At 67.7% G+C, this 25,720-nt stretch carries 21 protein-coding genes and 1 pseudogene; 14 read left to right on the top strand and 8 right to left on the bottom strand.

The features are described 5' to 3' along the window. The 5 genes and pseudogenes from M2163_RS02155 to M2163_RS02135 all read left to right on the top strand — a co-directional run. Nucleotides 1-951, top strand: coding sequence for a sugar ABC transporter permease (locus tag M2163_RS02155; protein WP_280854786.1), 951 nt, complete (start codon nucleotides 1-3; stop codon nucleotides 949-951). 2 nt (nucleotides 952-953) lie between these two features. Then, nucleotides 954-1,853 (top strand): carbohydrate ABC transporter permease, encoded by a 900-nt coding sequence (locus M2163_RS02150; protein WP_280854787.1) that lies wholly within the window; start codon nucleotides 954-956, stop codon nucleotides 1,851-1,853. A gap of 67 nt (nucleotides 1,854-1,920) precedes the next feature. Continuing rightward, a complete protein-coding gene (locus M2163_RS02145; RefSeq protein ID WP_280854788.1) occupies nucleotides 1,921-3,738 on the top strand; it encodes a sugar-binding domain-containing protein in 1,818 nt (605 codons plus the stop codon). A gap of 734 nt (nucleotides 3,739-4,472) precedes the next feature. Next, on the top strand, nucleotides 4,473-5,453 hold the full coding sequence (locus M2163_RS02140; protein ID WP_280854789.1) for an NAD(P)-dependent oxidoreductase: 981 nt from the start codon (nucleotides 4,473-4,475) through the stop codon (nucleotides 5,451-5,453). A gap of 56 nt (nucleotides 5,454-5,509) precedes the next feature. Then, nucleotides 5,510-5,710, top strand: a pseudogene (locus tag M2163_RS02135) (IS701 family transposase); the annotation flags it as partial. Between the two features lie 127 nt (nucleotides 5,711-5,837). Here the strand turns inward: M2163_RS02135 and M2163_RS02130 are convergent. Continuing rightward, entirely contained in the window at nucleotides 5,838-6,680 is an 843-nt protein-coding gene (locus M2163_RS02130; RefSeq protein ID WP_280854790.1) for a helix-turn-helix transcriptional regulator, read from the bottom strand. Nucleotides 6,681-6,920: 240 nt separating this feature from the next. On the opposite strand from M2163_RS02130, the gene M2163_RS02125 reads away from it, so the two are divergent. Together M2163_RS02125 and M2163_RS02120 are read left to right on the top strand one after the other, a co-directional pair. Beyond that, nucleotides 6,921-7,325 (top strand): ester cyclase, encoded by a 405-nt coding sequence (locus M2163_RS02125; RefSeq protein ID WP_280854791.1) that lies wholly within the window; start codon nucleotides 6,921-6,923, stop codon nucleotides 7,323-7,325. Between the two features lie 560 nt (nucleotides 7,326-7,885). Continuing rightward, on the top strand, nucleotides 7,886-8,962 hold the full coding sequence (locus M2163_RS02120; protein ID WP_280854792.1) for an alpha/beta hydrolase: 1,077 nt from the start codon (nucleotides 7,886-7,888) through the stop codon (nucleotides 8,960-8,962). Between the two features lie 473 nt (nucleotides 8,963-9,435). Here the strand turns inward: M2163_RS02120 and M2163_RS02115 are convergent, their stop codons facing one another. After that, complete coding sequence (locus tag M2163_RS02115) at nucleotides 9,436-10,662, bottom strand: sialidase family protein (RefSeq protein WP_280854793.1); 1,227 nt, start codon at nucleotides 10,660-10,662, stop codon at nucleotides 9,436-9,438. Nucleotides 10,663-11,015: 353 nt separating this feature from the next. On the opposite strand from M2163_RS02115, the gene M2163_RS02110 reads away from it, so the two are divergent. The 3 genes from M2163_RS02110 to M2163_RS02100 all read left to right on the top strand — a co-directional run bounded on the left by M2163_RS02110 (nucleotide 11,016) and on the right by M2163_RS02100 (nucleotide 15,211). Next, complete coding sequence (locus M2163_RS02110) at nucleotides 11,016-11,372, top strand: hypothetical protein (RefSeq protein ID WP_280854794.1); 357 nt, start codon at nucleotides 11,016-11,018, stop codon at nucleotides 11,370-11,372. A 373-nt stretch (nucleotides 11,373-11,745) separates the two neighbouring features. After that, nucleotides 11,746-13,236 carry a glycoside hydrolase family 76 protein gene (locus M2163_RS02105; protein WP_280854795.1) on the top strand — a complete coding sequence of 497 codons (1,491 nt, stop codon included), beginning with the start codon at nucleotides 11,746-11,748 and terminating at the stop codon, nucleotides 13,234-13,236. 88 nt (nucleotides 13,237-13,324) lie between these two features. After that, nucleotides 13,325-15,211, top strand: coding sequence for a glycoside hydrolase family 76 protein (locus tag M2163_RS02100; protein WP_280854796.1), 1,887 nt, complete (start codon nucleotides 13,325-13,327; stop codon nucleotides 15,209-15,211). A gap of 670 nt (nucleotides 15,212-15,881) precedes the next feature. On the opposite strand, the gene M2163_RS02095 is transcribed toward M2163_RS02100, so the two are convergent. From M2163_RS02095 to M2163_RS02085, 3 genes are all read right to left on the bottom strand, one after another. Further along, a complete protein-coding gene (locus M2163_RS02095) occupies nucleotides 15,882-16,973 on the bottom strand; it encodes a GDSL-type esterase/lipase family protein (RefSeq protein ID WP_280854797.1) in 1,092 nt (363 codons plus the stop codon). 809 nt (nucleotides 16,974-17,782) lie between these two features. Further along, nucleotides 17,783-18,364, bottom strand: a complete 582-nt coding sequence (locus M2163_RS02090) for a hypothetical protein (RefSeq protein WP_280854798.1) — start codon at nucleotides 18,362-18,364, stop codon at nucleotides 17,783-17,785. Nucleotides 18,365-18,750: 386 nt separating this feature from the next. Further along, nucleotides 18,751-18,954, bottom strand: a complete 204-nt coding sequence (locus M2163_RS02085) for a hypothetical protein (protein WP_280892963.1) — start codon at nucleotides 18,952-18,954, stop codon at nucleotides 18,751-18,753. A gap of 174 nt (nucleotides 18,955-19,128) precedes the next feature. Here M2163_RS02085 and M2163_RS02080 point away from each other — a divergent pair, with 174 nt between their 5' ends. Further along, nucleotides 19,129-19,596: a winged helix-turn-helix domain-containing protein gene (locus M2163_RS02080; RefSeq protein WP_280892962.1), complete on the top strand. Its 468-nt coding sequence runs from the start codon at nucleotides 19,129-19,131 to the stop codon at nucleotides 19,594-19,596. 274 nt (nucleotides 19,597-19,870) lie between these two features. On the opposite strand, the gene M2163_RS02075 is transcribed toward M2163_RS02080, so the two are convergent. Continuing rightward, on the bottom strand, nucleotides 19,871-20,569 hold the full coding sequence (locus M2163_RS02075) for a TetR/AcrR family transcriptional regulator (RefSeq protein ID WP_280892961.1): 699 nt from the start codon (nucleotides 20,567-20,569) through the stop codon (nucleotides 19,871-19,873). Nucleotides 20,570-20,643: 74 nt separating this feature from the next. Then, nucleotides 20,644-21,669 (bottom strand): NAD(P)-dependent alcohol dehydrogenase, encoded by a 1,026-nt coding sequence (locus tag M2163_RS02070; protein ID WP_280892960.1) that lies wholly within the window; start codon nucleotides 21,667-21,669, stop codon nucleotides 20,644-20,646. A gap of 174 nt (nucleotides 21,670-21,843) precedes the next feature. Between M2163_RS02070 and M2163_RS02065 the strand changes: the two genes are divergently transcribed. From M2163_RS02065 to M2163_RS02055, 3 genes are all read left to right on the top strand, one after another. Continuing rightward, entirely contained in the window at nucleotides 21,844-22,437 is a 594-nt protein-coding gene (locus tag M2163_RS02065) for a TetR/AcrR family transcriptional regulator (protein WP_280854802.1), read from the top strand. 86 nt (nucleotides 22,438-22,523) lie between these two features. Next, nucleotides 22,524-23,360: a hypothetical protein gene (locus tag M2163_RS02060; protein WP_280854803.1), complete on the top strand. Its 837-nt coding sequence runs from the start codon at nucleotides 22,524-22,526 to the stop codon at nucleotides 23,358-23,360. Beyond that, nucleotides 23,357-23,857 (top strand): SCO family protein, encoded by a 501-nt coding sequence (locus M2163_RS02055; RefSeq protein ID WP_280854804.1) that lies wholly within the window; start codon nucleotides 23,357-23,359, stop codon nucleotides 23,855-23,857. The genes M2163_RS02060 and M2163_RS02055 overlap by 4 nt, the downstream gene beginning before the upstream one ends. Before the next feature lie 160 nt (nucleotides 23,858-24,017). Here M2163_RS02055 and M2163_RS02050 read toward each other — a convergent pair whose 3' ends face one another. Continuing rightward, on the bottom strand, nucleotides 24,018-25,514 hold the full coding sequence (locus M2163_RS02050) for an MFS transporter (protein WP_280854805.1): 1,497 nt from the start codon (nucleotides 25,512-25,514) through the stop codon (nucleotides 24,018-24,020). Nucleotides 25,515-25,720 lie beyond the last annotated feature (206 nt).

Below are 25,720 nucleotides of genomic sequence, written 5' to 3'. Positions count from 1 at the left end.
GTGACCACTACAGCACCTCCCGGTGCCGAGGCTGTGACCGGCCCGGCCGCCGACCGCCCCCACGGCCTGCGCCGCAAGGGACTGAGCAGCATCCGGGCCGCCAAGGGCCCCGGCCTCGTCTTCGTCCTGCCGTTCCTGCTCGTCTTCGCCTTGTTCCTGGTATGGCCCATCGTGCACGGGCTCTGGTTGAGCTTCACCGACAGCTCACTGGCCCTGCGCGCCACGACCTTCGTCGGCTTCGACAACTACGCCGAGGCGTTCGGTGACCCGGACGTCTGGACCAGCCTCGGCAACACGGTTGTCTTCACCGCCATCTCCAGCATCCCGCTGGTGCTGATCGCCCTGGCGATGGCCCTGCTGGTGCACAGCGGCCTCGCCGGACAGTGGGTGTGGCGGCTGGCCTTCTTCGCCCCCTACCTGCTGCCCGTGACCGTCGTGACCTCGATCTGGATGTGGCTCTACCAGCCCGACCTCGGATTGGCCAACCAGTTCCTCGACACCCTCGGCATCGGGCCCGTCGGCTGGCTCTCCGACGAATCCGTCGCGAAGTGGTCCATCGCCGCTCTCACGGTCTGGTGGACGGTCGGTTTCAACTTCCTGCTGTACCTGGCCGCACTCCAGTCCCTGCCCCACACCTACTACGAGGCCGCCGCCCTCGACGGTGCCGGTGCCTGGCGTCGCCTGTGGTCCATCACCCTGCCGCAGCTGCGCCGCACCACCGCCCTGGTCGCGATGCTCCAGGTCCTCGCCTCGCTGAAGGTGTTCGACCAGATCTACATCCTGACCAAGGGCGGCCCCAACGGCACGACCCGCCCGGTCCTGGAATACGTCTACGACGTCGGGTTCACCGGCTACCGGCTCGGTTACGCCTCCGCCGTCTCCTACCTCTTCTTCGCCTTCATCATCGTCGTCTCGCTCCTGCAACTGCGTCTCTTCCGCCAGGAGGGCTGACCGTGTCCGCCACCGCTACGCCCCTTCGCCCGCTGCGCCGTCCGCCCCGGGCAGCCGCCGAATCCTCCCTCTTCCTCGGACACGGCCGACTGCCGCGCGTCCTGGTCGGCATCGCCCTGGTCGCTCTGACGATCGTCTGGCTGCTGCCGTTCGTCTGGGCCATCGCCACCTCGCTGCAGAGCGCGCAGGACGCGGCCTCGCCCGGTCTGTCCCCGATCAAAGGCGCCCTCACGACGGGGGCGTACGAGCAGATCCTCGAACGCGGGAACATCACCCGCTGGGCCCTCAACAGCTTCCTGATCGCCGGGCTTGTCACGCTGATCACCGTCGCGGTCTCCACCCTCGCCGCATACGGCTTCTCACGCGGCACGTTCCGCGGCCGCCGGGTCCTGCTCGCGGTGACCGTCGCCTCGATCCTCGTCCCGCCGCAGTTGCTCATCGTCCCGCTCTTCAAGCAGATGCTGCTCTTCCACCTCGTGGACACCTACGCGGCGGTCGTCCTGCCGCAGGTCGTCGCGCCCATGATGGTCTTCATCCTCAAGCGCTTCTTCGACGCCATCCCACGGGAACTGGAGGACGCGGCCCGGATGGACGGAGCCTCCGAGTTCCGGGTCTTCCTGTCCATCGTGCTGCCGCTGTCGCGCCCGATCGTCTCCGCCGTGGCGATCTTCGTCTTCATCGGGGCCTGGAACAACTTCCTGTGGCCGTTCATCGTCACCAACGACGCGGACCTGATGACCCTTCCCGTCGGCCTGGCCACCGTCAAGGACGTCTACGGCATCGAGTACGCCCAGTCCATGGCGTCGGCGCTGCTCGCGGCCCTCCCCCTGATCGTGGTCTACCTCTTCTTCCAGCGTCGCATCGTCGACTCCGTGGCCACCACCGGCCTCGGCGGCTCCTGACCGCATCCCCTCGCCGCACCCACAGGCCGGCGGTGTCTCCGCCGGCCTCTGATCGACTGGAGCACGTGTGCCCACTCACTCCGTACCGCGCCCGGAGTACCCGCGACCGCAGTTCGTGCGCCGCGACTGGCTCAACCTGAACGGCGCCTGGCAGTTCGAGACCGACCGAGGGGACAGCGGGCTGGAACGCGGCCTGCTCGGCCGTGAACTGCGCGACGAGATCCTCGTACCCTTCCCGCCCGAGTCCGAGCTCTCCGGCATCGGCGACACCGACTTCCTGGAGGCCGTCTGGTACCGGCGTGTCGTCACCCTGCCCGCCGAATGGGCCGGCCGCCGAGTGCTGCTGCACTTCGGAGCCGTCGACTACGACACCACCGTGTGGGCCGACGGGAAGGAGGTCGCCCGGCACCGCGGCGGCTTCACCCCCTTCACCGCCGACCTCGGTGACATCGCGGGCAGCGGCGAGGACGTCGTCATCACCGTCCGGGCACGCGACCCCAAGTCAGGCCCCCATGCCCGTGGCAAGCAGGCCATCCAGTACGCCAACCACGCCGCGAACTACACACGCGTCACCGGCATCTGGCAGACCGTCTGGCTGGAGCCCGTCCCCGAGACCCACCTGCGGCGCCCGCGTATCACCCCCGACCTCGCCGGCTCCGCCTTCCACCTGGAACTCCCGCTGTCCGGCAACCGCCCCGGCCACCGGGTGCGCGCGGTCCTCAGCGACGCCGGCGGCGAGGTGAGCCGTGCCGAGGCACGCGCCGACCTGGACCTGGCCCCGCGCCTGCACCTGCCCGTTGCCGATGACCGGCGCCGTGAGTGGAGCCCCCAGGACCCGCACCTGTACGACCTGCGCGTGGAACTCCTCGACGCGTCCGGCGAGGTGGTCGACAGCGCGGACAGCTACGCCGGTCTGCGCGCCGTGGGCCTGCGCGACAAGGCGGTCCTCCTCAACGGCCGCCCGGTCTTCCAGCGCCTGGTCCTGGACCAGGGCTGGTACCCGGACGGGTTGATGACCGCACCCACCGACGAGGCCCTGGTGCGGGACATCGAACTGGGCATGGCGGCCGGCTTCAACGGTGCCCGGCTGCACCAGAAGGTCTTCGAGGAGCGCTTCCTCTACCACGCCGACCGGCTGGGCTACCTGGTCTGGGGCGAGTTCGGCGACTGGGGCTGCGAGGTCGGCGGCTCCTCGGGCGACAACCAGCAGCCCGACGCCTCGTACGTCGCCCAGTGGCTCGAAGCCGTCGAACGCGACTACTCCCACCCCTCGATCATCGGCTGGTGCCCGCTGAACGAGACGTACCAGAAACTCCACGACCGCATCACCCAGCTCGACGCGGTGACCCGCGCGATGTTCCTGGCCACGAAGGCGATGGACACCAGCCGCCCGGTGATCGACGCCTCCGGCTACGCCCACCGCGTCGACGAGACCGACATCTACGACTCCCACCACTACGAACAGGACCCCGAGACCTTCCGCGAGCTGATGTCGGGTCTGGCGAAGGACGTCCCGTTCGCCAACACCCACGAGAGCGGCGCCGCCTACTCGGTCCCCTACCGCGGGCAGCCATACTTCGTCAGCGAGTTCGGCGGCATCTGGTGGGACCCCGAGGCCGCCGCCGCGCACTCCGGCGAGGACCTCAAGGAGTCCTGGGGCTACGGTGAGCGCATCCGCAGCGAGGAGGAGTTCCACGCCCGCTTCGCGGGCCTGACCGGCGTACTCCTCGACGACCGCAACATGTTCGGCTACTGCTACACCCAGCTGACCGACGTCTTCCAGGAGCGCAACGGGATCTACCGCTTCGACCGCAGCACCAAGCTCGACGTCGACCGTGTCCGGACCGCACAACTGCGCCCGGCGGCGATCGAGGAGACGGACTGACCGCCGACCGCTTGTGTCACCCACGTCCCTAGGGGAGGCGGGCCCCTGCCCCGAGGGGGCCCGCCCTGAATCAGAACGCCGGTCACCGGCGTAGTCGAAGCACCTGCGGGAGGCGGTCGGTGCGTGCACGCCGACGCCCGCTGCCGCCCGACCGGACACCGCGGTGACATGACGGGGCGTGTCCCGCCCGGCGCCGAAGAGCAGCATGGGCGGCGCGACGGCGAGAGGCCTCAGGGCCGCAGTCCGCCACGGCGCCTCACGGGCACACGGGGAACCGGTGTTCCAGGACGATCCGCCACCGCACCGGTCGCGCCCGACGGCTCCGTGAAGTGCTCCGGGGCATGCGGCAGCCAGGCATCCGGTGCGGAATCGCAACACCGCGGGCAGAACGGCGAAGTGGTCGTGAGCCGGGTCGGGGACTGTGTCGAGGCGTGCGTCGATGCCGTGCTCACACCAGTTCGCCCGCAGCGCCCGGATGCGCTCGATGTGGTTGCCGCCGCCGGGGCGGGACCGTGCGGCAACGACCACGACTGGGACTTTTACGGACCCAGTCCCGCTCCTGACCGACCAGTGGCTCTGCTGGGCGACCGGCAGACCACCCCCGCTGTCCCGGTCGGGAAGCCGGTGACCGGTCAGTCACCCGGCGACGCTGCTCAAGGCGAGTCCGCGAGCGACGTGCTGGACTCATAGGATCCTGCCGCAGGCTGGCTGTGATTCTGTGATCGGAGTACTTGATGAGTAGTAAGCCGTGGCAACTGCTCGTACTGGCGCCGCTCGGTGCCGAGCGAGTTCATGACGCCTTTGGGGCACTCGATGCCGAGGTCGTGCTGCCGGCCAGCCGGGATCGAGAGGGATTGCACACAGCGCTGGCCGAGGCGGAGCTGGTGGTCGCCGACTTCACTTCCACACTCGCCATCGACGCCGATGCCGTGGCCGCGGCACCGAAGCTGGCGTTCGTGCAGATGCCGGGTGTAGGCGTCGAGTCCTTCGACCTGCAAGCGCTGACCGCCGCGGGCGTCCCCCTGGCCAACACCGCTGGAGCGAACGCGCAATCAGTTGCGGAGTGGGCGCTGGCGGCTGCCTTCGATCTGTCGCGCGGCATCACGTGGGCGGACCGCCAGGTACGTTCGGGCGCTTGGCCGCAGCTGGAGGCCGCGGCACGCGGTGCGAACATGCTGAGCGAGCGTCGCGTGGGAATCCTCGGCATGGGCGCGATCGGAACAGAAGCCGCGCGACTGTTCGAGGCGGTCGGCTGCTCGGTGTCGTACTGGTCCCGTCGTCGTCGCACGACAGGGGTCTACAAAGAGATCGACGAACTGCTGGCGACCTCCGATGTCCTTGTCGTCTGTCTTCCGCTCACCCCGGAGACGCGCGGGATGCTGCACGCGCAGCGACTTGCGCTCCTGCCGCAGGGCGCCTTGCTGGTGAATGTCGCACGCGGTGGTATCGCGCCGGACGAGGCGATTTTGGAGGCAGTGGAGAGCGGGAGTCTGGCCGGGGCGGCTCTCGATGTGTTTGAGCAGGAGCCCCTCCCGGCCGATCATCCGCTGCGGCGTCACGAAGCCGTCGTTCTGTCGCCGCACACAGCAGGCGCGACTCGCAGGGCGCAACGCAACATGTTGACGGCGGTCGTCGACAACATCAAGGCCGCTATGGAGGGCCGGCCGGTGGCCAATGTCGTCAACGACGCCGACGCTCTTGTGCGACGACGCTAGGTTCGGTTCCACCACCATGCTCGGACGGGTACTCGACGGCGCGACCCGACCAGCTGTGCTTCCAGAGCGCGAAGCAGGAGTGCGTCCTGGACGACTACCAGGTCCGCCGCTGTCCCGGCTGGCACCGCCACCTGACCCTCGCCATCGCCGCCCACGCCTGCCTCACCGTCCTGCGCGCCGGCCAACTGGACACGGAGAGAGCGGAAACGGATCCTCCCAGCTCATCCACCTCAGTCTCGCCGACACACGACAACTGATCACCCGCCTCACCGACCGCCGCCCCACCCCCGTCGAACACATCCTGCGCTCGTCGGCATGGCGACGACGACGCCCACATCAAGCCCGGAGGAGTCCGTTGGTGTTCCCGCTGCTGCCGCGCCTGCGTCAGCTGAAGTGTTGAAGGCCGATGGTTGCGAGGAGGTCGAGTTGCCCGGCGGCTTTGCTGCCGGGGGCGGCGGTGTAGACGATGAGACGGAGATCGCTGTCGCGGACGGTGAGGAAGTCGCAGTCGAGGGTGATCGGGCCGATTTCCGGGTGCAGGAACGTCCTGCTGCTCGGTATGGGCTGAGGAGGTACGCGTTGCTCCCACAGTTCCGCAAAGTCGGGACTGACTGTCTGAAGTTGCGTGATGAGTTCGCGAAGCAGGGTGTCCTTGGGGTATCGGACCCACGCCTCCCGCAGGTCAGCGACCACTTCCAAGCGCAGGAGACGCTCCTCGTCGTCGGTGCGCAGGTATCGGGTGGGCACGTGGGTGAAGGTGGTCCACGCCAGGTTCCGCTCTCGCGGCGGCAGAGCTGAGGGGTCCCCGGTCAAGGCATTGGCGAGGGCGTTGGAGGTGACGCACTGCCATGACGCGTCGACGACGGTGACGGGGGTGTCGGTGAGGCGGTCAAGGATGCGCTGCACGCTGGGCGTGATGTGGCGCTTGATCTGTCCGGACAGCGGCTCGGCCTGATCTGCGAGTCGGAACAGATGCGCGCGCTCCTGGTCCGACAGTCGCAGGACGCGGGCCAGTGACATCAGCACGGGCGCCGAGGGGTGTCCGGCACGTCCCTGTTCCAGACGGGCGAGGTACTCGACCGACAATCCTGCGAGCTGGGCGACTTCCTGCCGGCGCAGGCCGCGTACACGCCGTCGGCCCCCCTCGGGCAGACCTGCTTCACCGGGTGAGACTCGGTCGCGCCACGCGCGCAGGCTGCTGGCAAGTTCATGCGAGTTCAAGGCCACGCCTCCAGTCGTACCACGAGGCCTGGGATTTAAGGGTCGCCCTGCCAGTACGAGGCTGGGCAGGGCCTTTTTACTTTGGCCGGCGCGGGGCGAGACTCAAGGCGTGGATCTGCTCCGGCCTGGAAAGCAGCGAAATCCGGTCGGTCTCAATGCTCGGCTGGCTACTGGCCCTTTATGGCGGGCGGTCTACGTGAACAGTGATGTGACTCCAAAGAATTGGAAACAGCAATGAGTGATCACGTGAGCGCAGGGATGACGTCGGATGAGCTGCGCGATTTTTACCGTCGGTACGTGGAACTGGCGAACAACCGTGATTTCGACCGCATGGATGAGTTCGCGCACGACGAGGTCATCATGAACGGCACGCCGGTCGCCCGTGACGACATGGTGGCCGAGTTCCGTCGGCACACCGACGCCGTCCCGGACCTGTCATGGGAGATCCAGGAACTCCTCGTCGATGGTGGTCATGTCGCTGCCCGCCTCATCGACACCGGAACACCGGAGCGGAAGTGGAACGGCCTGGCTCCCACCGGAGCTACGGTTTCCTTCGCCGAGACCGCGTTCTACGAAGTCCAGGACGGCCGATTCAAGTACATGTGGTACATGATGGACGTCGACTCACTCCGCGCGCAGCTCAGCAAGTAGCGACGACAAGGCGGCACACCATCGAGGTGCCGCGGGAGGTGGCCCAAGGCGCATGCCAGGGCCACCCCGCCGCCCATATTTCCCGGGCGTTTCACCGGATACGCGGGGCTCGTGCGCGCCCAGCGGACATCGTTGCCAGGCCATCTGGGGTCTCGGCAACACCGACCGCGGTTGCCCCCACGGCATCGTTGTGGGCTCCAGGACGACGTCCCGCATCACCGACTCTCCGAGCGATGACCGGAGCCGGTCGCACTCGACCTCGATGTCGCCCACCTCGAACTGGATGACGCGGCAGGGTTGGATGCGACCGCAATCGCATCACCGGTCACTGCCACCGTTGCGGTGCTCACGATCGCGAGCGAGACACCGACGTCCCCGCCCGGCGAGGACGCGCATCGGTGATCCGCCACCTTGTACTCCAGGCACCCGCCCTCGTGGTCGTCGCCGCAGGCAGTTTCCGATTTCTCTACCGGAAAGCCCTCGGTGCAATCCAGGTCGACTGGAAATTATCTGCCCCACTGGATCGTCGCGATCGATAATGAACGGGTAGAATTCGAGTAATGAATACGCCCACCGCCCACCGGAGTTCATCCCGGTACCGACGGCTCGGCCTCATCGTCGGTGGCGCCGTACTGGCTGCCGGCACCCTGGTCAGCAACATGATCGGCGCCTCCGCGACGACATCGAAGTCGGCTTCCGAGTCGACGCATTCCAATGCTCCGGCCTGCGTTGCACCGGAACGCCCACTCAGCCACGAATACGACGCTGTGACTCGGAACGACGCCGCGTTCAACAAGACTTTCCGGCATTGCTTCACCACCATCAGCGGCGTTCAAATGCACTACGTCATCGGCGGTCACGGACCGAAGTCAATGGTGCTGCTGCACGGTTGGCCGGAGAGCTGGTACGAGTTCCACGGCATCATGCCGAAGCTGCTTCCGGGGCGTACCGTTGTCGCGGTCGACCTGCCGGGAATGGGCGACTCGACCGGTAACCCGCCCTCGATGGAGAAGAAGGTCCTGGCGAACTACGTCCACCTGCTTCTCAACCGCCTGGACATGCCCCGCAACGTGCAGGTCGTCAGCCATGATCTCGGGTCCGGTGTCGGCTACGCCCTGGCCGCCCAGTACCGCGATCAGGTCGCCGGTTGGTTCAATCTGGACTTCGGCCTGACTGGCAAGAGCCTGAAGTACGCCACCGACATCGCCCCGCTCTCGTTCCACTTCCCGTTCCATCAGCAGGAGCCGCTCGCGGAGCAGTTGGTCACTGGGCGGGTCGGCACCTACCTGAAGGCCTTCTATCCGTCGCAGTCGCATGTGCCCCAGCCGGTGCCCGCCGCTGATGTCGCCGAGTACGTCCGGGTCTACTCACGACCGCAGGTTCTGCACAACGGCTTCGAGCTCTACCGGGCTTGGCCGCAGGACGAGAAGGACAACGCGGAGATGATGGAGACCCCGCTGACCATCCCGGTGCGCGTTGTGAGCGCCGACGGGCTCGGCGCCTTGGAACTGCGAGCTTTCCAGGACGCCGCCCCCGCCGCCACCGGTACGCAGTTGGCAGGGGCCGGACACTGGCTTACGGATGAGCGCCCCGAGCAGGTCGTCTCCGAGATCAACGCCTTCTACCCGGTCTCCTGACGGGTACACGGCAGAGGTGCGCACGGGCCCCGGGCGATGACCGCCTGGGGCCCGTGCGGCGTGACGGCGGCGCCCGGGATACCGGAGTTGTCCATCGCGGGATCGCGGCAGATCGGCGGCAGGCACCAAGTGGACCGGAGCCGGAACTCGTGAACAGGGCCATCCGGTGACTCCTGGCAGCTGACCGCCGGCCCTCGCGCACTTTCGGCGCTGCCCCCATGCGCTGAACTGGTCACGGTGGCGACGCCTCCACCAAGCCGTAGCTCGCCGCTGTCATGGCCGCCGCACTCGAGGGCATCCGACCTGACAGCCGATCAGTTCAGTAAAATGAGAAAACGACTCTGACCAGCAGGGATAGCCAACTGCGGCTGGGGTATCAGGGCGGGCGCGGCCTGCCGTCACGGGCTGCGCCTCGGCCCCGAAGCCGATCGGTTCGGGGCCGAGGGGAGGGTCACGTCGGGCGCCGGCCCGTGCTAGGGCAGGCGGCCCGTCCCGAAGTACGTGCGGCACACCGTGCCCTCGAAGTCGGTGGCCAGCTGCAGGACGCGTTGCCCGTCCACCGAAGGCAGCAGCGGTGAGCTGTAGTTCTGGCAGTAGTTCACTTGGGGATCAGGCACGGTCACCGGTGCGGTGATCGCAGTCCAGGGTCCCCTGCCGTTCTGCGAGTTGGTGAGGATCGTGCGTCCGCTGCCCGAGGCGACGCTGCCGTCGCGGTTGAGCAGGCGCTGCCCGATCAGCAGGAGCTTGCCGTCGGTTCCCTTGCCCGGCGTGGGAGCCCAGGCGATGGTCGGGGTGGCACGGAAGTACCTGCCGTCCGCCGTCTCGGGCCGGATGCCGAGGTTGGTGGGGTCACCCCAGTTCCAGCCGTCGGCGGAGGTCCGGTAGTGCACGACGCACTGGTACTGACCGCCGGGATTGCAGATCTCGTAGCTCATGAAGTAGGTGCCGTTCGGCAGTCGTCGCACCACCGGCATGCCGGGCCGGTCGGGAGTCCAGGAGCTGGCCACGGTGTTGTGGCGGTCCACCCAGTTCACCCCGTCGTAGGTGCGCACCGCGACGAGTTTCTGGCTGTGCGCGGCGTCGGTCTCGTCGGAGTAGTGGCAGACCAGGGCACCGTCGGCGGCCACTGAGAATTCCGGTTCCCACAGCCCGCTCGTGCCGTTCGCGACGGCGCAGGACGACAGGTAGGACCATGTGCGGCCCACGTCGTTGCTCCGCCAGATCCGCAGCGCCATGCGGCGGTTCTGCTCGTCCTGGCCGGCGGAGGAGGCCCACAGCAGGGTGCCGGCCGGCAGTGCGCCCACCTGGCGGGGCAGCTCGAACAGGGTGGTGCAGCAGAGCCCCTGGCCGGTCGCGGACTCGGGGTCGGCGATCCGGCCGACCTCGCGGAAGGTCGTTCCCGAGTCCGTGCTCTCGTGGATCGCTCCGATGCCGTTGTTGCCGTCGAAGGTGACGACGCTGGCGAGGATGCGCCCGTTGGCCGCACCGTTGTGCGCGAGCCGGATGACCCGTGGATACAGACCTGTTCCGTCGCGCAGCGGTGTTCCGGTGGCCGTGAGGCCGGGCGGGGAGCCCGCCGAGCCGGTGTTCATGGGCGCGGGGGTGGCGGGGGCAGCTGCCAGCAGGCCCAGTACGCCGGTCAGTGCGAGCGCGAGGAGACGATGCCGTCTGAGGGCATGCCGAAGTCGCCGGATCACCATGGTGCTCCTTCTTGATGGGCGGGTGCGGCGTCAGGCTAAAGCGGAATGTACATCGATGTAAACGGTCGGGATGCAAGCCGTTGGTGCGAAGCCGCCCGGCCGTCGGGGGGCGGCGTGCACGTGCCAAGACGTTCCGTACCGCAGGAGCCCGTGACCCGCGTGACGCTGATTGATCCGGTGGGGAAGCCGGGCGGAAGGAAGCGATGAGTCGGTTGATGCGCTGTGCCATGTGCGCGTCGTCCTCGGTCAGGGCGTAGCTGTCCGCGGCCGGCGTCGGCACGGGCGGCAGCACACGCACGAGCTCGCCCCGGTGATGTGACCGACGTCGAGGACACCGCCGTCGACCGGCGGCGGTGCTCGTCGAGGGGTCTCGGGTCCATGCCGCCGGCCAGCACACCATCAAGCTTGAGGGTGCCCGGATCAACCGGACACGAGACGATGTCGTTCACTGCGATCAGGCAAACGCGCATCCTCGCGGCCACGACAACTGCGCCGCTCTGCTGCGCAGGACGTTCAGGCAGCGGGTGGAGCAGACGTTCGGGCTGAGTGAGGACCAGTGCGCCTTCGACGTCCGCCTCTACGGCCACAACGAGTTTCTCGGGAACATCGACCCGGCGCGCAGCGCGCCCCGTGAGGTGCGGGTGATGCTCTGGTCAACGTACCGGGCCAAGCCACCGCTATGGCTGTCGCAAAGATCGCCAATCCGCTGATGCTCCATCTGCCGACATCCGGCATGAACCACCTGCCGAGCCTCGGGTTCGCCACTTCGCCTGCTGAGGTCGAGCGCGATACCGCGTAGCTCGTGCTCCCCCCACGTCGTCGACAGCGATGCCCTGACCAACGTGTTCCGCGCCGCCCTCGTTCCGCACACCGCACCCGCGAGGTCCTCTGGAGCGAACGCACCGCGCACCACGCCCATTTGCCGACCGCTCACACTCGGGCACCATTGACGGCCCGTCGTCCCGTCATTACCTTCCGAGAGCGCTCTCTTTCATTCGCACCATGTCCCCGGGCTGTCGCCTCACCGGCGTCCGCAAGCCGCCCTTGGCGAAGCCGGGAACATCGACCGGACGGGGAGGCCCCATGACTCCCGCACCAAGAAACCGCACACCAATTCCCCCCACCATCAGACCGTCGGCCGCAGCGATCGCCCTCGCGCTCCTCGCGGCCGTCGCCCCGCCGTCGGCATCCGTCGCCGGCGCAGCCACGACCGCGGCGACCGTCTGCAACAAGTACTGCGATGCCCGTGACCCCGTCCTCTCCACCGGCGACCGCGCCCCGGTGACGGCCACCGTCCACGGCCGATCCGTCGTGCTGCACTTCGACGACGCCGACGCGATGGGCTGGGCATCCATAACCGGCGGCAACCCCGGCGACGAGGTGTGGCTCGACCGCTCCTTCGACGGCGGCCGCACCTGGGGCTCGGGAAGCAAGCTCGGCGACACCACCGTTCCCTCGGGGCAACGGGGTTGGCGCACGCTCATGTACAACGTGGACGACTGGAACAACCGCGGCGTGGGCGCCCTGCGTGCCTGCGGCAAGGCCGGTGATCGCACGGAGATCGCCTGCACTTATTGGGCGCGCGCCACCTGGAACGCCGGTGACCGGCGCACCGCTGCGGCGACCGGTCTCATGACCTTCTACAACAACGCGACCGGCCTCTTCGACACCACAGGCTGGTGGAACTCCGCCAACGCCCTGACCGCGGTCATCGACAACATCCGCGTGTCGGGCATGGGCAGCTACTCGTACGCGATCTCCCGCACCTACGACCTCAACCGCAACGCGCAGGACGGGCAGTTCCGCAACGACTACATCGACGACACCGGATGGTGGGGACTGGCCTGGATCGCCGCGTACGACCTGACCGGCGACCGCCGTTACCTCGACACCGCCCGTACAGACGCCGACCACATGGCGGCGTACTGGGACGGTACCTGCGGCGGCGGAGTGTGGTGGAGCACGGCGAAGACGTACAAGAACGCCATCGCCAACTCCCTCTACATCCAGCTCAACGCGGCCGTGCACAACCGGACCCCGGGCGACACCACGTACCGGGAGCGGGCCCGCGCCGGCTGGACCTGGTTCCAGGGCACCGGAATGATCAACGGCTCGAACCTGGTCAACGACGGTATCGACCTGGCCGGCTGCCGCAACAACGGCCAGCCGGTCTGGTCGTACAACCAGGGGGTCCTGCTCGGCGCCCTCACCGAGTTGCACCGGGCCACAGGAGACAGCGCGCTCCTCACCCGGGCCCGCCAGATCGCCGACGCCGCGACCACGGCGTCCTCCCTCCACACCGCCGACGGCATCCTCCGCGACCCGTGCGAGGACGGCGACTGCGGCGCCGACGGGCCGTCCTTCAAGGGCGCGCACGCACGTGGACTGGGCAAGCTCAACGCCGAGCTGGCGGACCATCCCTACACCGCCTACCTCCGCCGCCAGGCAGACCGCGTCCACACGAGCGATCGCAACGCCCTCGACCAGTACGGACTGCACTGGTCCGGCCCTGTCGACAAGGTGGACGCGGCACGGCAGCACAGCGCCCTGGACCTGCTCGACGCGGCGCCATGACACCAGCGCGCCCGACGTTCCTCAGCACATCGGCGCAGCACCCTCGGTCCCCAGCCGACCCCGGCGGAGCAAAGGCGGATACGTCGTCATGTCAGCACGAAGACAGCGCACATGGATCGGTTTCCTGGTCATGGCACTGGCCCTGGCCACATTGATCGCCCTGCCCACCCCCTCGTACGCGGCGCCTGCGGTCTGCGCGCTGGCATGCGACACCCTGGACCCCGCGAACGCGCGGCAGGACACGTTCCCGGTGCCGGACAGGAACCTCAACGGTCGCGTCCTGCGACTGCATGTCTCAGACGCCGACAACATGGCCTGGGCGAGCATCGACAAAGGTGTGCCCGGCGACTCGGTGTGGCTCGACCGGTCCTGGGACCGAGGCGCCTCCTGGGAGCCGCTGCTCGGCAAGGCCGGCATCCCCGGCACGTGGACCGGTACCCGCACACTGATGTTCAACATCTCCGACCCGGTCGGTCACCGGCGCGGCTGGATCCGGGCCTGCGGCGACGCCGCTGCGGTCGGCTGCACCGACTGGGTGTACCCGCGGGTCTGCGACGCAACAGCCTGCGACGGCGCCGATCCCGCCACCGCGTCCGGCGACGACACCCCGGTCCCGTCAACCGCCTTGTTCGGCCGCACGATCAGTCTGCACGTCGACCAGCGCAACGGCATGGCGTGGGGCCTGATCGACAGCGGCGGTGCGGGTGACGAGATCTGGCTCGACCGCTCCTGGGACGCCGGCGCGAGCTGGCCCGAGGGTTCTTCGCTCGGCCGTAAGAGCGTGTCGACCGGGGCGTCTTCGACCAGGACCGCGATGTTCGCCACCCGGGACCCGCGCGGCCTGCTGTACGGCGGGGCCGTCCGCGCCTGCGGCCGGGAGGCCGCCCATCAGGAGGGCGCCTGCACGGCTTGGGCGAGGCCCGCGCCGACCCGGGCTCGCGCGGCGGCAGACGCGCTACTGGCGTCGTATCACACCAACGAGGGCTGGTGGCGCAGCAGTTGGTGGAACTCGGCTGTCGCACTCACGTCCGTCGTCGACTTCGCCGAGCAGGCCGGGAGGCACGACTACGACTGGGTGATCGCTCGCACCTTCGAACAGAACCGTGGCGTCTTCCCGGCGGGTGTGCGCAGTTCGGACCCGGTCGAGGGCCATTTCATCAGCCGTGCCATCGATGACGCGGCCTGGTGGGCGATGGCCTGGATCAGGGCGTACGACTATACCGGCGAGCGCCGATATCTGGACGAGGCGGTCACCATCACCGACTACGTCCACCGGTTCTGGGATCCGAGCACATGCGGCGGCGGCGTGTGGTGGGACCGGGAGCGCACGTACAAGAACGCCGTGACCAACGGGCTGTACCTGTGGCTCACCACCTCGTTGCACCAGCGTGTGGGTGGCGACACCACATGGGGTGAGCGGGCGGCCACGGCGGCTGACTGGTACCTCGCCAGCGGGATGATCAACTCGGCGGGTCTGGTCAATGACGGACTGACCAACGGCTGCGCCAACAACGGCCAGACGGTGTGGAGTTACAACCAGGGCATGGCCATCGGCGCTTTCACTCAGCTGTGGCGGTCCACCGGCAGCGGCCGCTATCTCGACACGGCCAGGCGCCTGGCCGACGCCGCGATCTCCTCACCGGTCCTCACCCGCGACGGCATCCTTACCGAGTCGTGTGACATCGCGCAGAACTCCTGCGACGACAATCAGAAGCAGTTCAAGGGAATCTTCATGCGCAATCTGGCGGACTTGGCGAAAGCCACCGGATCCGCCGCCTACCGGACCTACATCCAGAGGCAGGCCGATTCGATGTGGGCCCATGACCGGGACTCCCTGAACCGCCTCGGTCAACGCTGGTCGGGCAGCACTCCCAATCCCTCGGACTGGCGCACCCAGGCCAGCGCTCTGGAGGCCCTGACGGCTGCGGAGAGCAGCATGGGCCGTGAGGGCGCCCGGAAGATCGACCGGACGTAGACCGCAACGCCCGGCAGTTCCTGCCCCGGCCGGGTACCTCACCGCTGAAGTTCGCCGGGGTGGGAAGGCAGGGACGGCTGGGCGCGAACATGCACGCCGGCGGGCAAGCGTCTCCTCGCGCTGCTTGCCCGCCCGGCCGTGCAGCGGCGCCGGCTGCCGGTGGCCCCTCGGCCGCAGCGGGTGATGGGCCCTTCGTCAGTTTCGGCAGCGGACGACGTGATCAGTTAAGGGTTTTTCGAGCGTCGGCCGCCTCGGGGACGGGTCCGGGGACCCGTGCTCGGAAGTGGCTACGACGGCGCTGCCGCACGCGGGTGCGAGGGGCAGGCGGTGGCGAACTCCCGACGCAGGCCGAAGTCGGTCACGGCCATCCGGTACGCGGCGGTCTCGTGCCGAGTGGCGTTGGTGTCCCACGCGACGCCGACGGGGTGAGCGGGCCGGACGCGGGATGGGGGCTCTCTCGGGTGCGCCGTCAGCCGCCGGTACCGCTTGTAACAGCGTCGAGGCCGGCCCTCACTTTTTGTGTCATGACACAGGGCCGGATGCACGGTTGGCTGAATATAGTGATTTCGTGACCGATATTGCCCGTAGCAAGTCCATCCGCCTGCTGGGGCTCGACGCGCATGACCAGACCGCGCACAGGCACGTCCGCGGTCGGCTCACCCGGGCCGGGTCATGGGGACGCGGACGCCGCCAGCATCGGGAGCGAGATGATGTCGGCCAAGGCCTCCTGCCCGCTGATGTTGGCGTGGATACCGTCTCCGACGTCGTACGACGGATGGATGCTGTTCGGCTTCAAGGGATCCCTCAGCACCTGGTCGAAGGGAAGGACACCGTCACAGGTACCTGCGCAGTTGTTCCACTTCGACACGAACAGACCGACGGTGTTCCGGTCCTTGTTGTTTTGGTCCGTGTAACCCGGGCGAGGAGTGATGGGGGTGACGTACACCTTGATGCCCGCGGCATGCAGCCGCCGGAAGACGTCGCGGTAGCTGTCCAAGATCTGACCAGCGCCGCACCCGGCCACGAGATCGTTGGTGCCGTAGTAGTAAAGGACACCTGTGACACCGTGGAGTGCAAGAACGTCGCGCTCCAGCCTGTTGACGCCTTCCAGGCCGCCCAGGGCCGGGTCCGTACGTGAACACGTTGCCGCGCTCGTGGTGCCTGCGATACCCGCGTTGGCGACGGTGAACCGCTGGTTGGCGGGCAGCTCTCGCGTGATGCGCCGGGCCACGTCGTCCGTCCACCGGAGGTTGGCGCCGGGGCGTTCGCAACCCGGTCCGCAATTGGTCGACCCGACTCCGTCGACCACCGAACTCCCATAGGCGACGAGGGTGCCGCGCAGCCGCGGGTTGTGCACGTCGACGGCGCTGACCAGGTATGTGGAGCCGGTCGTCTCCGTGAACGGTGCACCCGAGGCGTCAGCGGTGTGGTCACCGGAGCCGGGTGGGGTCAGGTAGTTGGTCCGGAAGGCGCTGTTGTGGATGCCCGGGGCGACCGTGCCGGAGACGGAGAGCGACACCGCGACGTCGTCCTGGGCCGCGGTGCGGATCCTGGCAGGATCACTCCACACCTCGCCGCCGGCTGGGACGACGACCGTCTTCCGGCCTGCGAACGTGACGGGGACCGGCTTGTCTTCCGTCGCGGGGCCGCTGCCGTCGCTGTGGGCGACCGTCGCCGCGTTCACGGTGAGAGAGGTCTGGCCGAAGGTGTTCTGGACGCGTACGCGCAGTGCGTCGCCTCCCTGGCTGAGGTGGCTGATCATCCGCACCGATTGATCACTCAGACTTGTGGAGGAGACACCCTGCTGGGAGCTGGCCCACGAGGTGAACCAGGCCCTGGACGTGGCCGGTTGTGCAGGTTCGGTGCTTGTGCTGGCGGCCTTGGTCGGTGCGCAGGCGGCCAGGACAGTGGCGGCCAGGACAAGGACCAGACCCCCTGCCGAGCGGCCTGCCTTGGATGTCCGGCCCGGACCGAGTGCGCGGATAAGCAATGGGCTCATCGATTCCCGTCTTCCCGTGGAACTGATGTCACGAGACTGAACGATCTACCCATCAGGCGCAAGCACTTCCCAGCCGATGACTACCGGCCGATCCACGCTGACGTCCACGACCCGACTCGCACGGCAGCGGGCCGAAGTCCGCCGAAACAGCGCTGCTTCGGCGGATTCTGCAACACAGCCGGGTCCTGCGGACCGGATGTGGACGTCCTCGCTCCAGCCCCGGCCGGATCATCGCCAACAAGGCCTACACCAGCCCGGAAAGCCGACCTCCAGCGACAGCGGCACAACCGCGGCAGCCGCGGCGGCCGGCCACCGGCGTTCGACCCTCGCATCCATCGCCGCCTGCAACGTCGTTGAACGGTGCTTCAACCGCCTCAAAGGTTCCGCGGTATGGCCACCAGATACGACAAGACCGCCACCTCCTGGGAGGCAGCGGTCAGTTCGCGTCGATCCTGCTCTGGGCAAGATCCTTTTGAAGACGGACCCCGGTCCGAACCAAGCGATCAGGTTCGGGAAGCGGATGACCTGTGAGCCCTTTCAAGTGGGGCGGCCACCGCCCGGGTTGGCCGGCCTCACTCGCTGCAGAGTCTGCACCCGCAAGGCGCGGAACGCGGTCCGAGACGGAGACAGGAGATGAGGAAGAAGATCCCACCGAGCGCCATGTATCCGGCCACGCTGGTCAGATTCGGATCCGGTGCGGATGCCTGCAGGATGAACGAGCATCCGGCCAGCATGGACAGACTACCGGCAAGCATCATCGGCCACTGGCCGCCCATTTTGCGGCGGACAATGCCGACGATCAGTTGGACGAGTCCCGATACGATTGCCCAGGCCCCCCATGCCCGCAGGATCGCGGGCATACCTGAGCCGCCTGCGATTGCGAGGCCGGCGGCGCCGCAGAGGCTGATAGCGATGTTCAGGCCAAGCAAACCGCGTACCACTCCAGCACCGCGGGATGCGTATGCGTCGATCACTGCCGCGCCGACGTCGAACAAGGGGTAGAGCACGAGCAGATCGACGGCGAGCAAGGTAAGCGGTGAGTTGGCCGCGAACAGCAGAGCAGCCCAGACGGCGGCGAAGGTGAATCGCACGAAGTACAAAGCACGCAGGGCCGGGGCATTCCCTACTGCGGCGCGAGATTCCACGGTGGTCACGTGACCCTTTCGGAACTGTTCAACGGTGACAGGGCGATACAGGGGGGTGGCACATTCGTGGCACGTCCGGCTCTGCCCAGTCGCGAACTTCCGCCCTGGGCAAGGTCAATGACGACCGAACGTTCTGCTCCGACCTGAGAGTGCCGTCGTGCGATCCACTTGTCAAGATAGAATGTTCTATCCGGGGAGCTGGGGTGAAGGAATGCTGTCGGTCGTAGTCAGCGCCGAGGTGGCCACCGATCAAGTGGCGCTCCACGTACCGGTGGAGTGAGTCTCGATGAAGGTCAGGGTGGCGACTCGAAGAGGCGCAGGAACGCGTCGCCGCTGACCAGCTCAGACACCCGTCGCCTTCCCTGCGCGCAGGTCGAGGAGGACGTCCGGCACCACTACGGCATCTCACTGTCCTTGCCCTGTAGCCGCTGGCTCCGCTTGCTGGCGTTGGTGAGGGCCAGGCTCCGGGCGACGAGGTCGCTGGTCTCGGTGTCGCGGTACGTCGGGCAGCCGCCGCCCTTGGAGGGGTTGCTGTGCCCCAGGAACCGCGTCTCCAGTCTCCGGCGTTGGTAACCGAGTTGCTCGCAACCTGGCGTCACCGAAGGCTCTCCAGCCGTGCCCCAGGGCCCCTCGGGAAGGCTTACAGGGCCGTCAGTTCGGCGTATTCACGCAGCTCGAAGATCTTCCCTCCGGCGGCGGTGGCGTCGAACCTGACGTCCGGGGGTTGAACAGCTCAGCTCCCTGGGCGAGCACGCTGTCGGCCTGGTGCGGTCGTGCCCCAGGCCGCAGAGGGCGATCTTGTCCTGGATCTCGATCCGGTCGAGCAGGTACTGGATGCGGCCGTCGCCGGCCATGTCTCGGTCGTCCTTCCCGTGGCGCGTGATCCCCGGACATCGACCCCTCTGCCGTTGCCCAGCCTGGACAAGGTCTTCGCCGTGCTCGGCGACGAGATCCGGCCGGCCATCGTGCAGTTACTGCTCGACGGAGAGCAGCCAACCGTCGGCGAAATTGCCGAGCGGGTGTGGCTGCCGGCCTCGACCTGCTGGTATCACCTCTCCAAGCCGCTCAACGCGGGCATCACCGTCTGCAAGGCCGACGGCACACTGCGCCCGCCGGTCTTGCGCCGTGAAGCATTCGACGGCCGACTCCCGGGACTGCTGGCCCTCATCCGTCAGGGCGCCTCCTGCCCGCGGGGAACCTTCCCACCCCGGGTGCGGAGTCCGAAGGAAACCATCGGCTGACACCGTGGCCGACGGAGGCCTCGATTCGGGAGTCGTCGGTGGATCGGCGGCAACCAGAGAGGCGTCCCCGACGGTCCGACGCCGGTCGTCGCCGCCACCGTCCGCCCTGTCACGGGGGAAAGAGGAGCAGCGGAGACCCGCGGTGCGGCCATGACTCCAGTGATACGGCTGCGCTGATGACATCGCGGCACACTCCGCGAGTTCGGTCGTACCGGCGTCAGTCCGTCTGGCGCGTGGATCGGCTTGCTCCCCTCACGTCCCGGCTGTGAGGGTGCTACGTGGCCGGACAGTCCCGACGCAGATTCATGGGTGGGGCAGGAGGCAGTGGGCCAGGCTGGGCCGGGGGGTGGGCCTGGAAGGACTGGAAGAGGTAGGTGAGGAGGCGGCGGGCGGCGGGCACGGCGGTTTCGGGGGGTTGCTGGGCCAGGCCGCTGACGGCCAGAAGGAGGATCTGGATGTCAGCGGGTTCGAAGTCGTCGCGGAGTTGTCCGGCGGCGCGGGCGCGTTGGATCAGGCGTGACAGGCCCTCCTTCGCTCGGGTGCGCTCTCGGTTGTAGTCCAGTGCCTCGGGGACGCGCGTCATGAACACCGTGTCGAAGCCCCGGTCGGTGACCAGCGTGGTGCAGGCCGTGTCCAGGAGGCGGAAGAGGCCGTGCGCCGGGTTCGGGTCGGCCAGTGCCTTCTCAAGGGTGGCCGTGCACACGGCGAGCTGATCGTCATACGCAGCGGCCACCAGCGTGGAGCGGGTCGGGAAGTGGCGGTAGAGCGTGGCCACGGCCACGCCGGCCCGGCGAGCGATCGCGCTCATGGGGGTGTCCACGCCCTGGGCCGCGAACACCCCGCGCGCGGCCTTCAGGATGCGTTCGCGGTTGTGGCGGGCGTCGGCGCGCAGGTCGGCAGGCGCGTCATCGGTGGTTCCGGGGTACGACTCAGGGCTCGGACCGGCACCGTTGCGAGAACGTCGAGCAGGCAAGGTGTCTCACTTCTCGCCGACCTGGTGACGGCGCCGAATCGCGACTTCAGCGTGGGCGAAACAAGCCTAAGAGGTCATCGCAGGAGCGCCAGCTTTCCAGTGGTTCGCCCCGCGCGGCTCTCATCGATCGCCGCGTTCACGCCCTCCAGAGTCAGTGGGAAGGATTGGGAGAGGTGCGCGTGGATTCGGCCATCTTCCACCAGTTTGTTCACGCGCTGCAGCAGGGCACCGGAGGCCTTGAGGAAGACAGGAATGTACTTCGTTCCTCGTGGCCCTACGCCGCGTAGTCTGCGAGCGGTGATCGTTGATGCGAGTCGCACTGCGGAGGTGGGTGTGACCACGCCGTCCTCATCGCGAGCGATGGTCACGAATCGCCCTCCCGGACGCAGGACTCGCTGCGCTTGAATCCACTGCTCGCGCCCGCCGACGCAGTCGATCACCACATCGAACGAGTCCGCGCCGAAGCTGGATGACAGGTCTGTCTCATTCCTGTCGATGAACTCGTCCGCGCCCAACAACCGCACGAACTCTTGGTTGCGCGCACTGGAGACACCGACTACGAAGGCCCCGGCCGTGCGCGCCATTTGGACAGCGAAGTGACCGACGCCTCCAGACGCTCCGATCACCGCGACGCGGGTTCCGGCCGTGACGCGACCATTGTCCAGACAGATCATCGCTGTCTGGCCCGCGAGGGGGAGCGCGGCTGCCTCGGCGAAGTCCAGCCCCGTCGGTGTGTGGGCGAGGAGCCGCGAGGGCACATTGACGTACTCCGAGGCCCCACCTCCGTCGGTCTCGTTGTCGGCATGCACCCGGTCACCTACGCGGAACGAGGTGACTTGATCCCCGACTGCGGTGACGACACCGGCAAGGTCGAACAGAGGCGTGAAGGGGAAGCGACGGCGGGTGATGAGACGCCGGTTCCCCTCGATCATTTGCCAGTCAATGGGGTTGACCGCTGCCGCCAGGACATGAACCTGTACCTCCCGAGGCCCCGGAGCGTCGACGGGAGCGGCCTCTGACAGGGCGAGCACGTCGCGAACCGCTCCGTAGCGGCACTGGACGATCGCCTGCTGGGTGTGTGGCACTACATGAGAAGTCATCCAGGAGCCTTTCGGAAGGGCGCCGGCCTTGGGGCGTTGCGAGGGACGCCGGGCGGTGCGCGCATGGCTGAGTCCACGCCGCAGACCACCCGCACAAGTTTTAGACCAATGGCACACTACTATACTCACAGTTCAGTAGTGGCCTGGTGGACTACGGGAAGCTATCCTCGGCGCATGGGTAAGTTGTCAGGTGGACGCGAAGATCCTCGCGTCGCCCGCACGCGGCGCGACGTCATCAGAGCGAGTGCCGCGTCACTGCTGGAAGGTGGCTGGGAGGCGACGACACACGCCGAAGTCGCCCGAAGGGCCGGATATTCGAAGGCGACCATCTACGCGCACTGGCCGACGCCAGGCGATCTCATGCGGGATGCGATCGCCCACATCTGTGACGACGCCACCCATCCGCCGGCCACAGGAAATCTCCGTGAAGACCTTCATGACTCGCTGAGTGCGCTTGCGCTGACACTGTCGGAGCGCCAGTACGACCGGTTGATGGCAAGCGTCATCGAACGCGCCGGCCACGACGAAGGCGCCCGAGGCCTGCGAGACCGCCTCTACGAGACCGCCACGACCGGAATCCGTAGCGTCCTGATCAGGCATCTCCAGCCCGGAGATGTCGAGCCCTGCCTGGCCATGCTGGTCGGCGCGGTCCTCGTCCGCGCGACCTATGAGGGCGAAGCAGTGACCCCCGAGTTCATCTCCGACATCATCGAGCGCGCTCTCGACCGAACCACGCAAAGAAGCTGTGCCAAACCCGACGGTCAGTGACGTTCCCTGTGTTGGCGGTTCATGCCGCCGTGTGGGACGGGCGTCGTGAGTCCCGTCTTGCGCAGACGAACTCGGCACGTCCGGTGGTGAAGAACATCATCCAACGCAACGAGTTGCTTCCCAAGGACTTCGTCGTCGACAACGACCCCGCCTGGACTGACGGGTGGCTCGGGATGCTGATGAACATGTGGCGGCCGGAGTTGATCCGCAAGACCTACCAGGACAAGATCCGCCACTGGGTCGAGCCCACCGACGCGGGGACGCTCACCGTCACCCAGCTCGGGATGCTCCCCGACAGCCAGAAGGTCCAGGGACCTGGCGGTCTGGGAGAACTAGGGTGGCTCGCGGGCTGGGCCTCGGAGATGGGTGACGAGGACGTTCTCTCCGGCCTGCTGGCACACGCGGACACCTTCATGAACCCGCAGTGGGAAAACGGCGGCCTCTATTACCCCCGCCGCGACGAGACCTATGACGACGCGGGCCGGTTCGTTGCCATGCCTCCCATCACGAGCAACGCGATGCTGCCCTACGCGCGGCTCAACGTCGCCGATGGTCTGCGCAAGCTCTACGAGCAGCCGTCGACCGAGCGTGAGCGATCCCGGCCAGCGCTGACCGGACTCAGCGACGGTGTGGACGTCCGCCGTGCTTGGTATGACGATGACACGAAGAGCCTGCAGCTCGCGTTCTCTTCGATGCATGGCTCGTCCACACCGACGGTGCAGTTGACCATCTCACGCCTCGGGTCCGCTCCCTGGACGCTCTTCGTCGACCGGGTCCCTGTGGCCGGCGGACGCGGCAGCATGGCTGAGCCGATCGAGGGCGCTCGTCTATACGAGCTAAGGGCCTCCGAAGAGGGTGTCGAACTGACCATTCCGCTCGATGGCGGGCTGACGTCCGGCGACATGATCTGGGACGCCGCATGAGCGCCAACACTGCACCCATCCAGGCCGCGTACTCGCTCACCGACCACCATGGTCGCAGGGTGACCGAGACTGACTTTTCCGGCAAGTATCAGCTGATCTTCTTCGGCTTCACCAACTGCGGCATGGTGTGCCCCCGGGCACTCGCGAAGCTGTCGGGTGTTCTCGAGAAGCTCGGCCCGCTCGGAGAGCGGCTTCAGCCCCTCTACATCACGGTCGATCCCGAGCGGGACACACCCGACGTCATGCGCGCCTTCTTGCAGGAGAAATACCCGGCCTTCTTGGGCCTGACCGGTACACCCGAAGAGTGCGAGTCGGCCCGCGTCGCCTTCAAGGTCTTCGCCGCGCGCGAGGTAAACCCCGACCGACCCGATGACTACGCGGTCCCGCACTCGGCCCTCACCTACGTGCTGGACGAGAAAGGCCAATACGTCACGCACTTCCTCGACGCCGCAGACGCGGACCGCATGCTGAGCCGCCTGCGGAGCATCCTCGAATGATGTATGTCGTTCCAGGTACTGGAAGACGGTGCGCCGGACCAAGAACCGAGGTACCGCGCTTCGAGGCGAGGTGATCGCATGGCGTGTCCTGTGTGGTGGTTTCGGGCGGGGTGATCACACAACCGGGCTCGATGTCAAGGGACAAGCTCAGGATGGGTGATCAGATCATTTCCTTGGTGGAGGATCCGCGGTCCGAGGACCCGGCCGTGGACGGGTCGATGCGACGGGTGGCGGCACCGCCGGTTGCCGGGGCGCGGCCGTGTCGCATGCGCCAGGTGGCCAGCAGGGCGAGCAGCGCGGCGGCCGCGGCGCAGATGAAGGCCAGGCGGTAGCCGCTGCCCGCGAAGAGCGTTCCGGTGGGACTGACCGGGTACAGGGTGCGTACCGAGGCCAGGACCGATGCCCCGGTTGCCGCCCCGAGCTGGTTGGCGACCGCGAGCAAGGCCGTTCCGGTGGCGGCTCGTTCGTCGGGCACGGCCTCGGTGATGAGGTTGGCGAAGGCCACGTAGGTGAGCCCGGTCCCGAGGCCGAACACGAGGCTGATCAGCAGGATGGCACCGCGTTGCCCGGGCAGTGCAGCGAAGCCGAGTGCTCCGGTCGCGACCAGTGCTTGCGCCGTCAGCGCCGTGCTGCGAGGGCCGCTGCGCCTGGCCAGGTACCCGCCGATGGGGCCGCCGGCGAGTGAACCGAGTCCCAGAGTGAAGGTCCAGCCGGCCGCGGCCAGTGCGGTCAGGCCGAAGGCGTAGCCGAGTCCGGCATGGCGCGGGGTCTGCAACAGTTGTGGTACCAGGTAGGCGACGGTGGTGGAGCATGCGGTGGTGAGTACGGCCGGGAGCAGGGTGTCCCGGACCGCCGGAGCGGTGAGCAGGCCGAGGTCGATGGCCGGGTCGGGCCTGGACCGTTCACGTCGCCAGAAGCCGATGGCCAGGAGTGCCGCGGAGGGAAGGGCCGCCAGGAAGCCGGGCGAGGACCAGCCCGAGCGCACGCCGGCGCTGATGCCCGACACCAGTGCCGCGGCGGCCAGGCCGAGCAGGAGTGCTCCGGGGACATCAAGTCGTCGGGATCCCGTGGCTGTTGCGTTGTTGGGGCGTCGGTCGTCAGGCAGGATGGCCGCCGCGAGCGGCAGCACCAGTACGCTCAGCAGGAAGAGGAACCAGAACACACCGGGGTAGCCGTAGCGGTCGACCAAGGCGCCGCCGAGGAAGGGCGCGGCGAGCCCGCTGATCCCGACACCGCTGGAGACCACACCCAGTGCGACCGGGACTTGATGGCGGGGGAAGACGTCCCGGACTATCGCGTAGGCAACCGCCAGCGCACCGCCCACGGCCCCTTGCAGAATCCGACCGAGTAGCAACAGCGGCAACGATGCGGCCACCGCACACAGCAGCGACCCGACCGCGAAGAGAGCCCCGGAACACAGCAGTACCCGCTTCTTGCCCGCCACATCGGCGATGCGCCCCAGCAGGGGGATGCACACCACGGCGGTCAGGCTCACCGTGCCGGTGACAGCGTCGGCACCTGCGCTGCCGAAAGACTGAGTGAGAGATTCGGCCGCTGGGTAGACGAGGCTCACTTCCAGCGGACCCGTCTCCGTGAGGAGAACGAGCACGGCAAGGATGCCCAGTTGCCGGATCCGGGAATCGAGGGGAGCGGCCATCGGTGGATGCCTGCTTTCGTGGGGGGTAGCGACTGGCCCGCATGGGGCATTGATTGAATCGAAGGCCGTCTGCCTCGTGCAGCACCGGGCCAGAACTGGTGGCTCGCTCGGCAGGGACGTGCATCCTTTGTCTGACGTGGCACAACGGAAATCAACGTCAGATGTGTGCGTATTTCCAGCCTCAGGGCATCACGAATCACTATGGA

It is taken from the genome of Streptomyces sp. SAI-135 (genome assembly GCF_029893805.1).
Lineage (GTDB): Bacteria > Actinomycetota > Actinomycetes > Streptomycetales > Streptomycetaceae > Streptomyces.
The sequence above is the reverse complement of the archived record's forward strand: the minus strand, read 5'-3'. Positions and strand labels throughout refer to the sequence as shown.

Bases quoted from the DNA above. Each gene is read 5' to 3' on its own strand.
- M2163_RS02095 (WP_280854797.1), bottom strand. From the start codon at position 16,973: ATGATCAGCCACCTCAGCCAGGGAGGCGACGCACTGCGCGTACGCGTC.
- M2163_RS02115 (WP_280854793.1), bottom strand. From the start codon at position 10,662: ATGGTGATCCGGCGACTTCGGCATGCCCTCAGACGGCATCGTCTCCTC.
- M2163_RS02070 (WP_280892960.1), bottom strand. From the start codon at position 21,669: ATGACTTCTCATGTAGTGCCACACACCCAGCAGGCGATCGTCCAGTGC.
- M2163_RS02140 (WP_280854789.1), top strand. From the start codon at position 4,473: ATGAGTAGTAAGCCGTGGCAACTGCTCGTACTGGCGCCGCTCGGTGCC.
- M2163_RS02050 (WP_280854805.1), bottom strand. From the start codon at position 25,514: ATGGCCGCTCCCCTCGATTCCCGGATCCGGCAACTGGGCATCCTTGCC.
- M2163_RS02065 (WP_280854802.1), top strand. From the start codon at position 21,844: ATGGGTAAGTTGTCAGGTGGACGCGAAGATCCTCGCGTCGCCCGCACG.
- M2163_RS02055 (WP_280854804.1), top strand. From the start codon at position 23,357: ATGAGCGCCAACACTGCACCCATCCAGGCCGCGTACTCGCTCACCGAC.
- M2163_RS02100 (WP_280854796.1), top strand. From the start codon at position 13,325: ATGTCAGCACGAAGACAGCGCACATGGATCGGTTTCCTGGTCATGGCA.
- M2163_RS02120 (WP_280854792.1), top strand. From the start codon at position 7,886: ATGAATACGCCCACCGCCCACCGGAGTTCATCCCGGTACCGACGGCTC.
- M2163_RS02105 (WP_280854795.1), top strand. From the start codon at position 11,746: ATGACTCCCGCACCAAGAAACCGCACACCAATTCCCCCCACCATCAGA.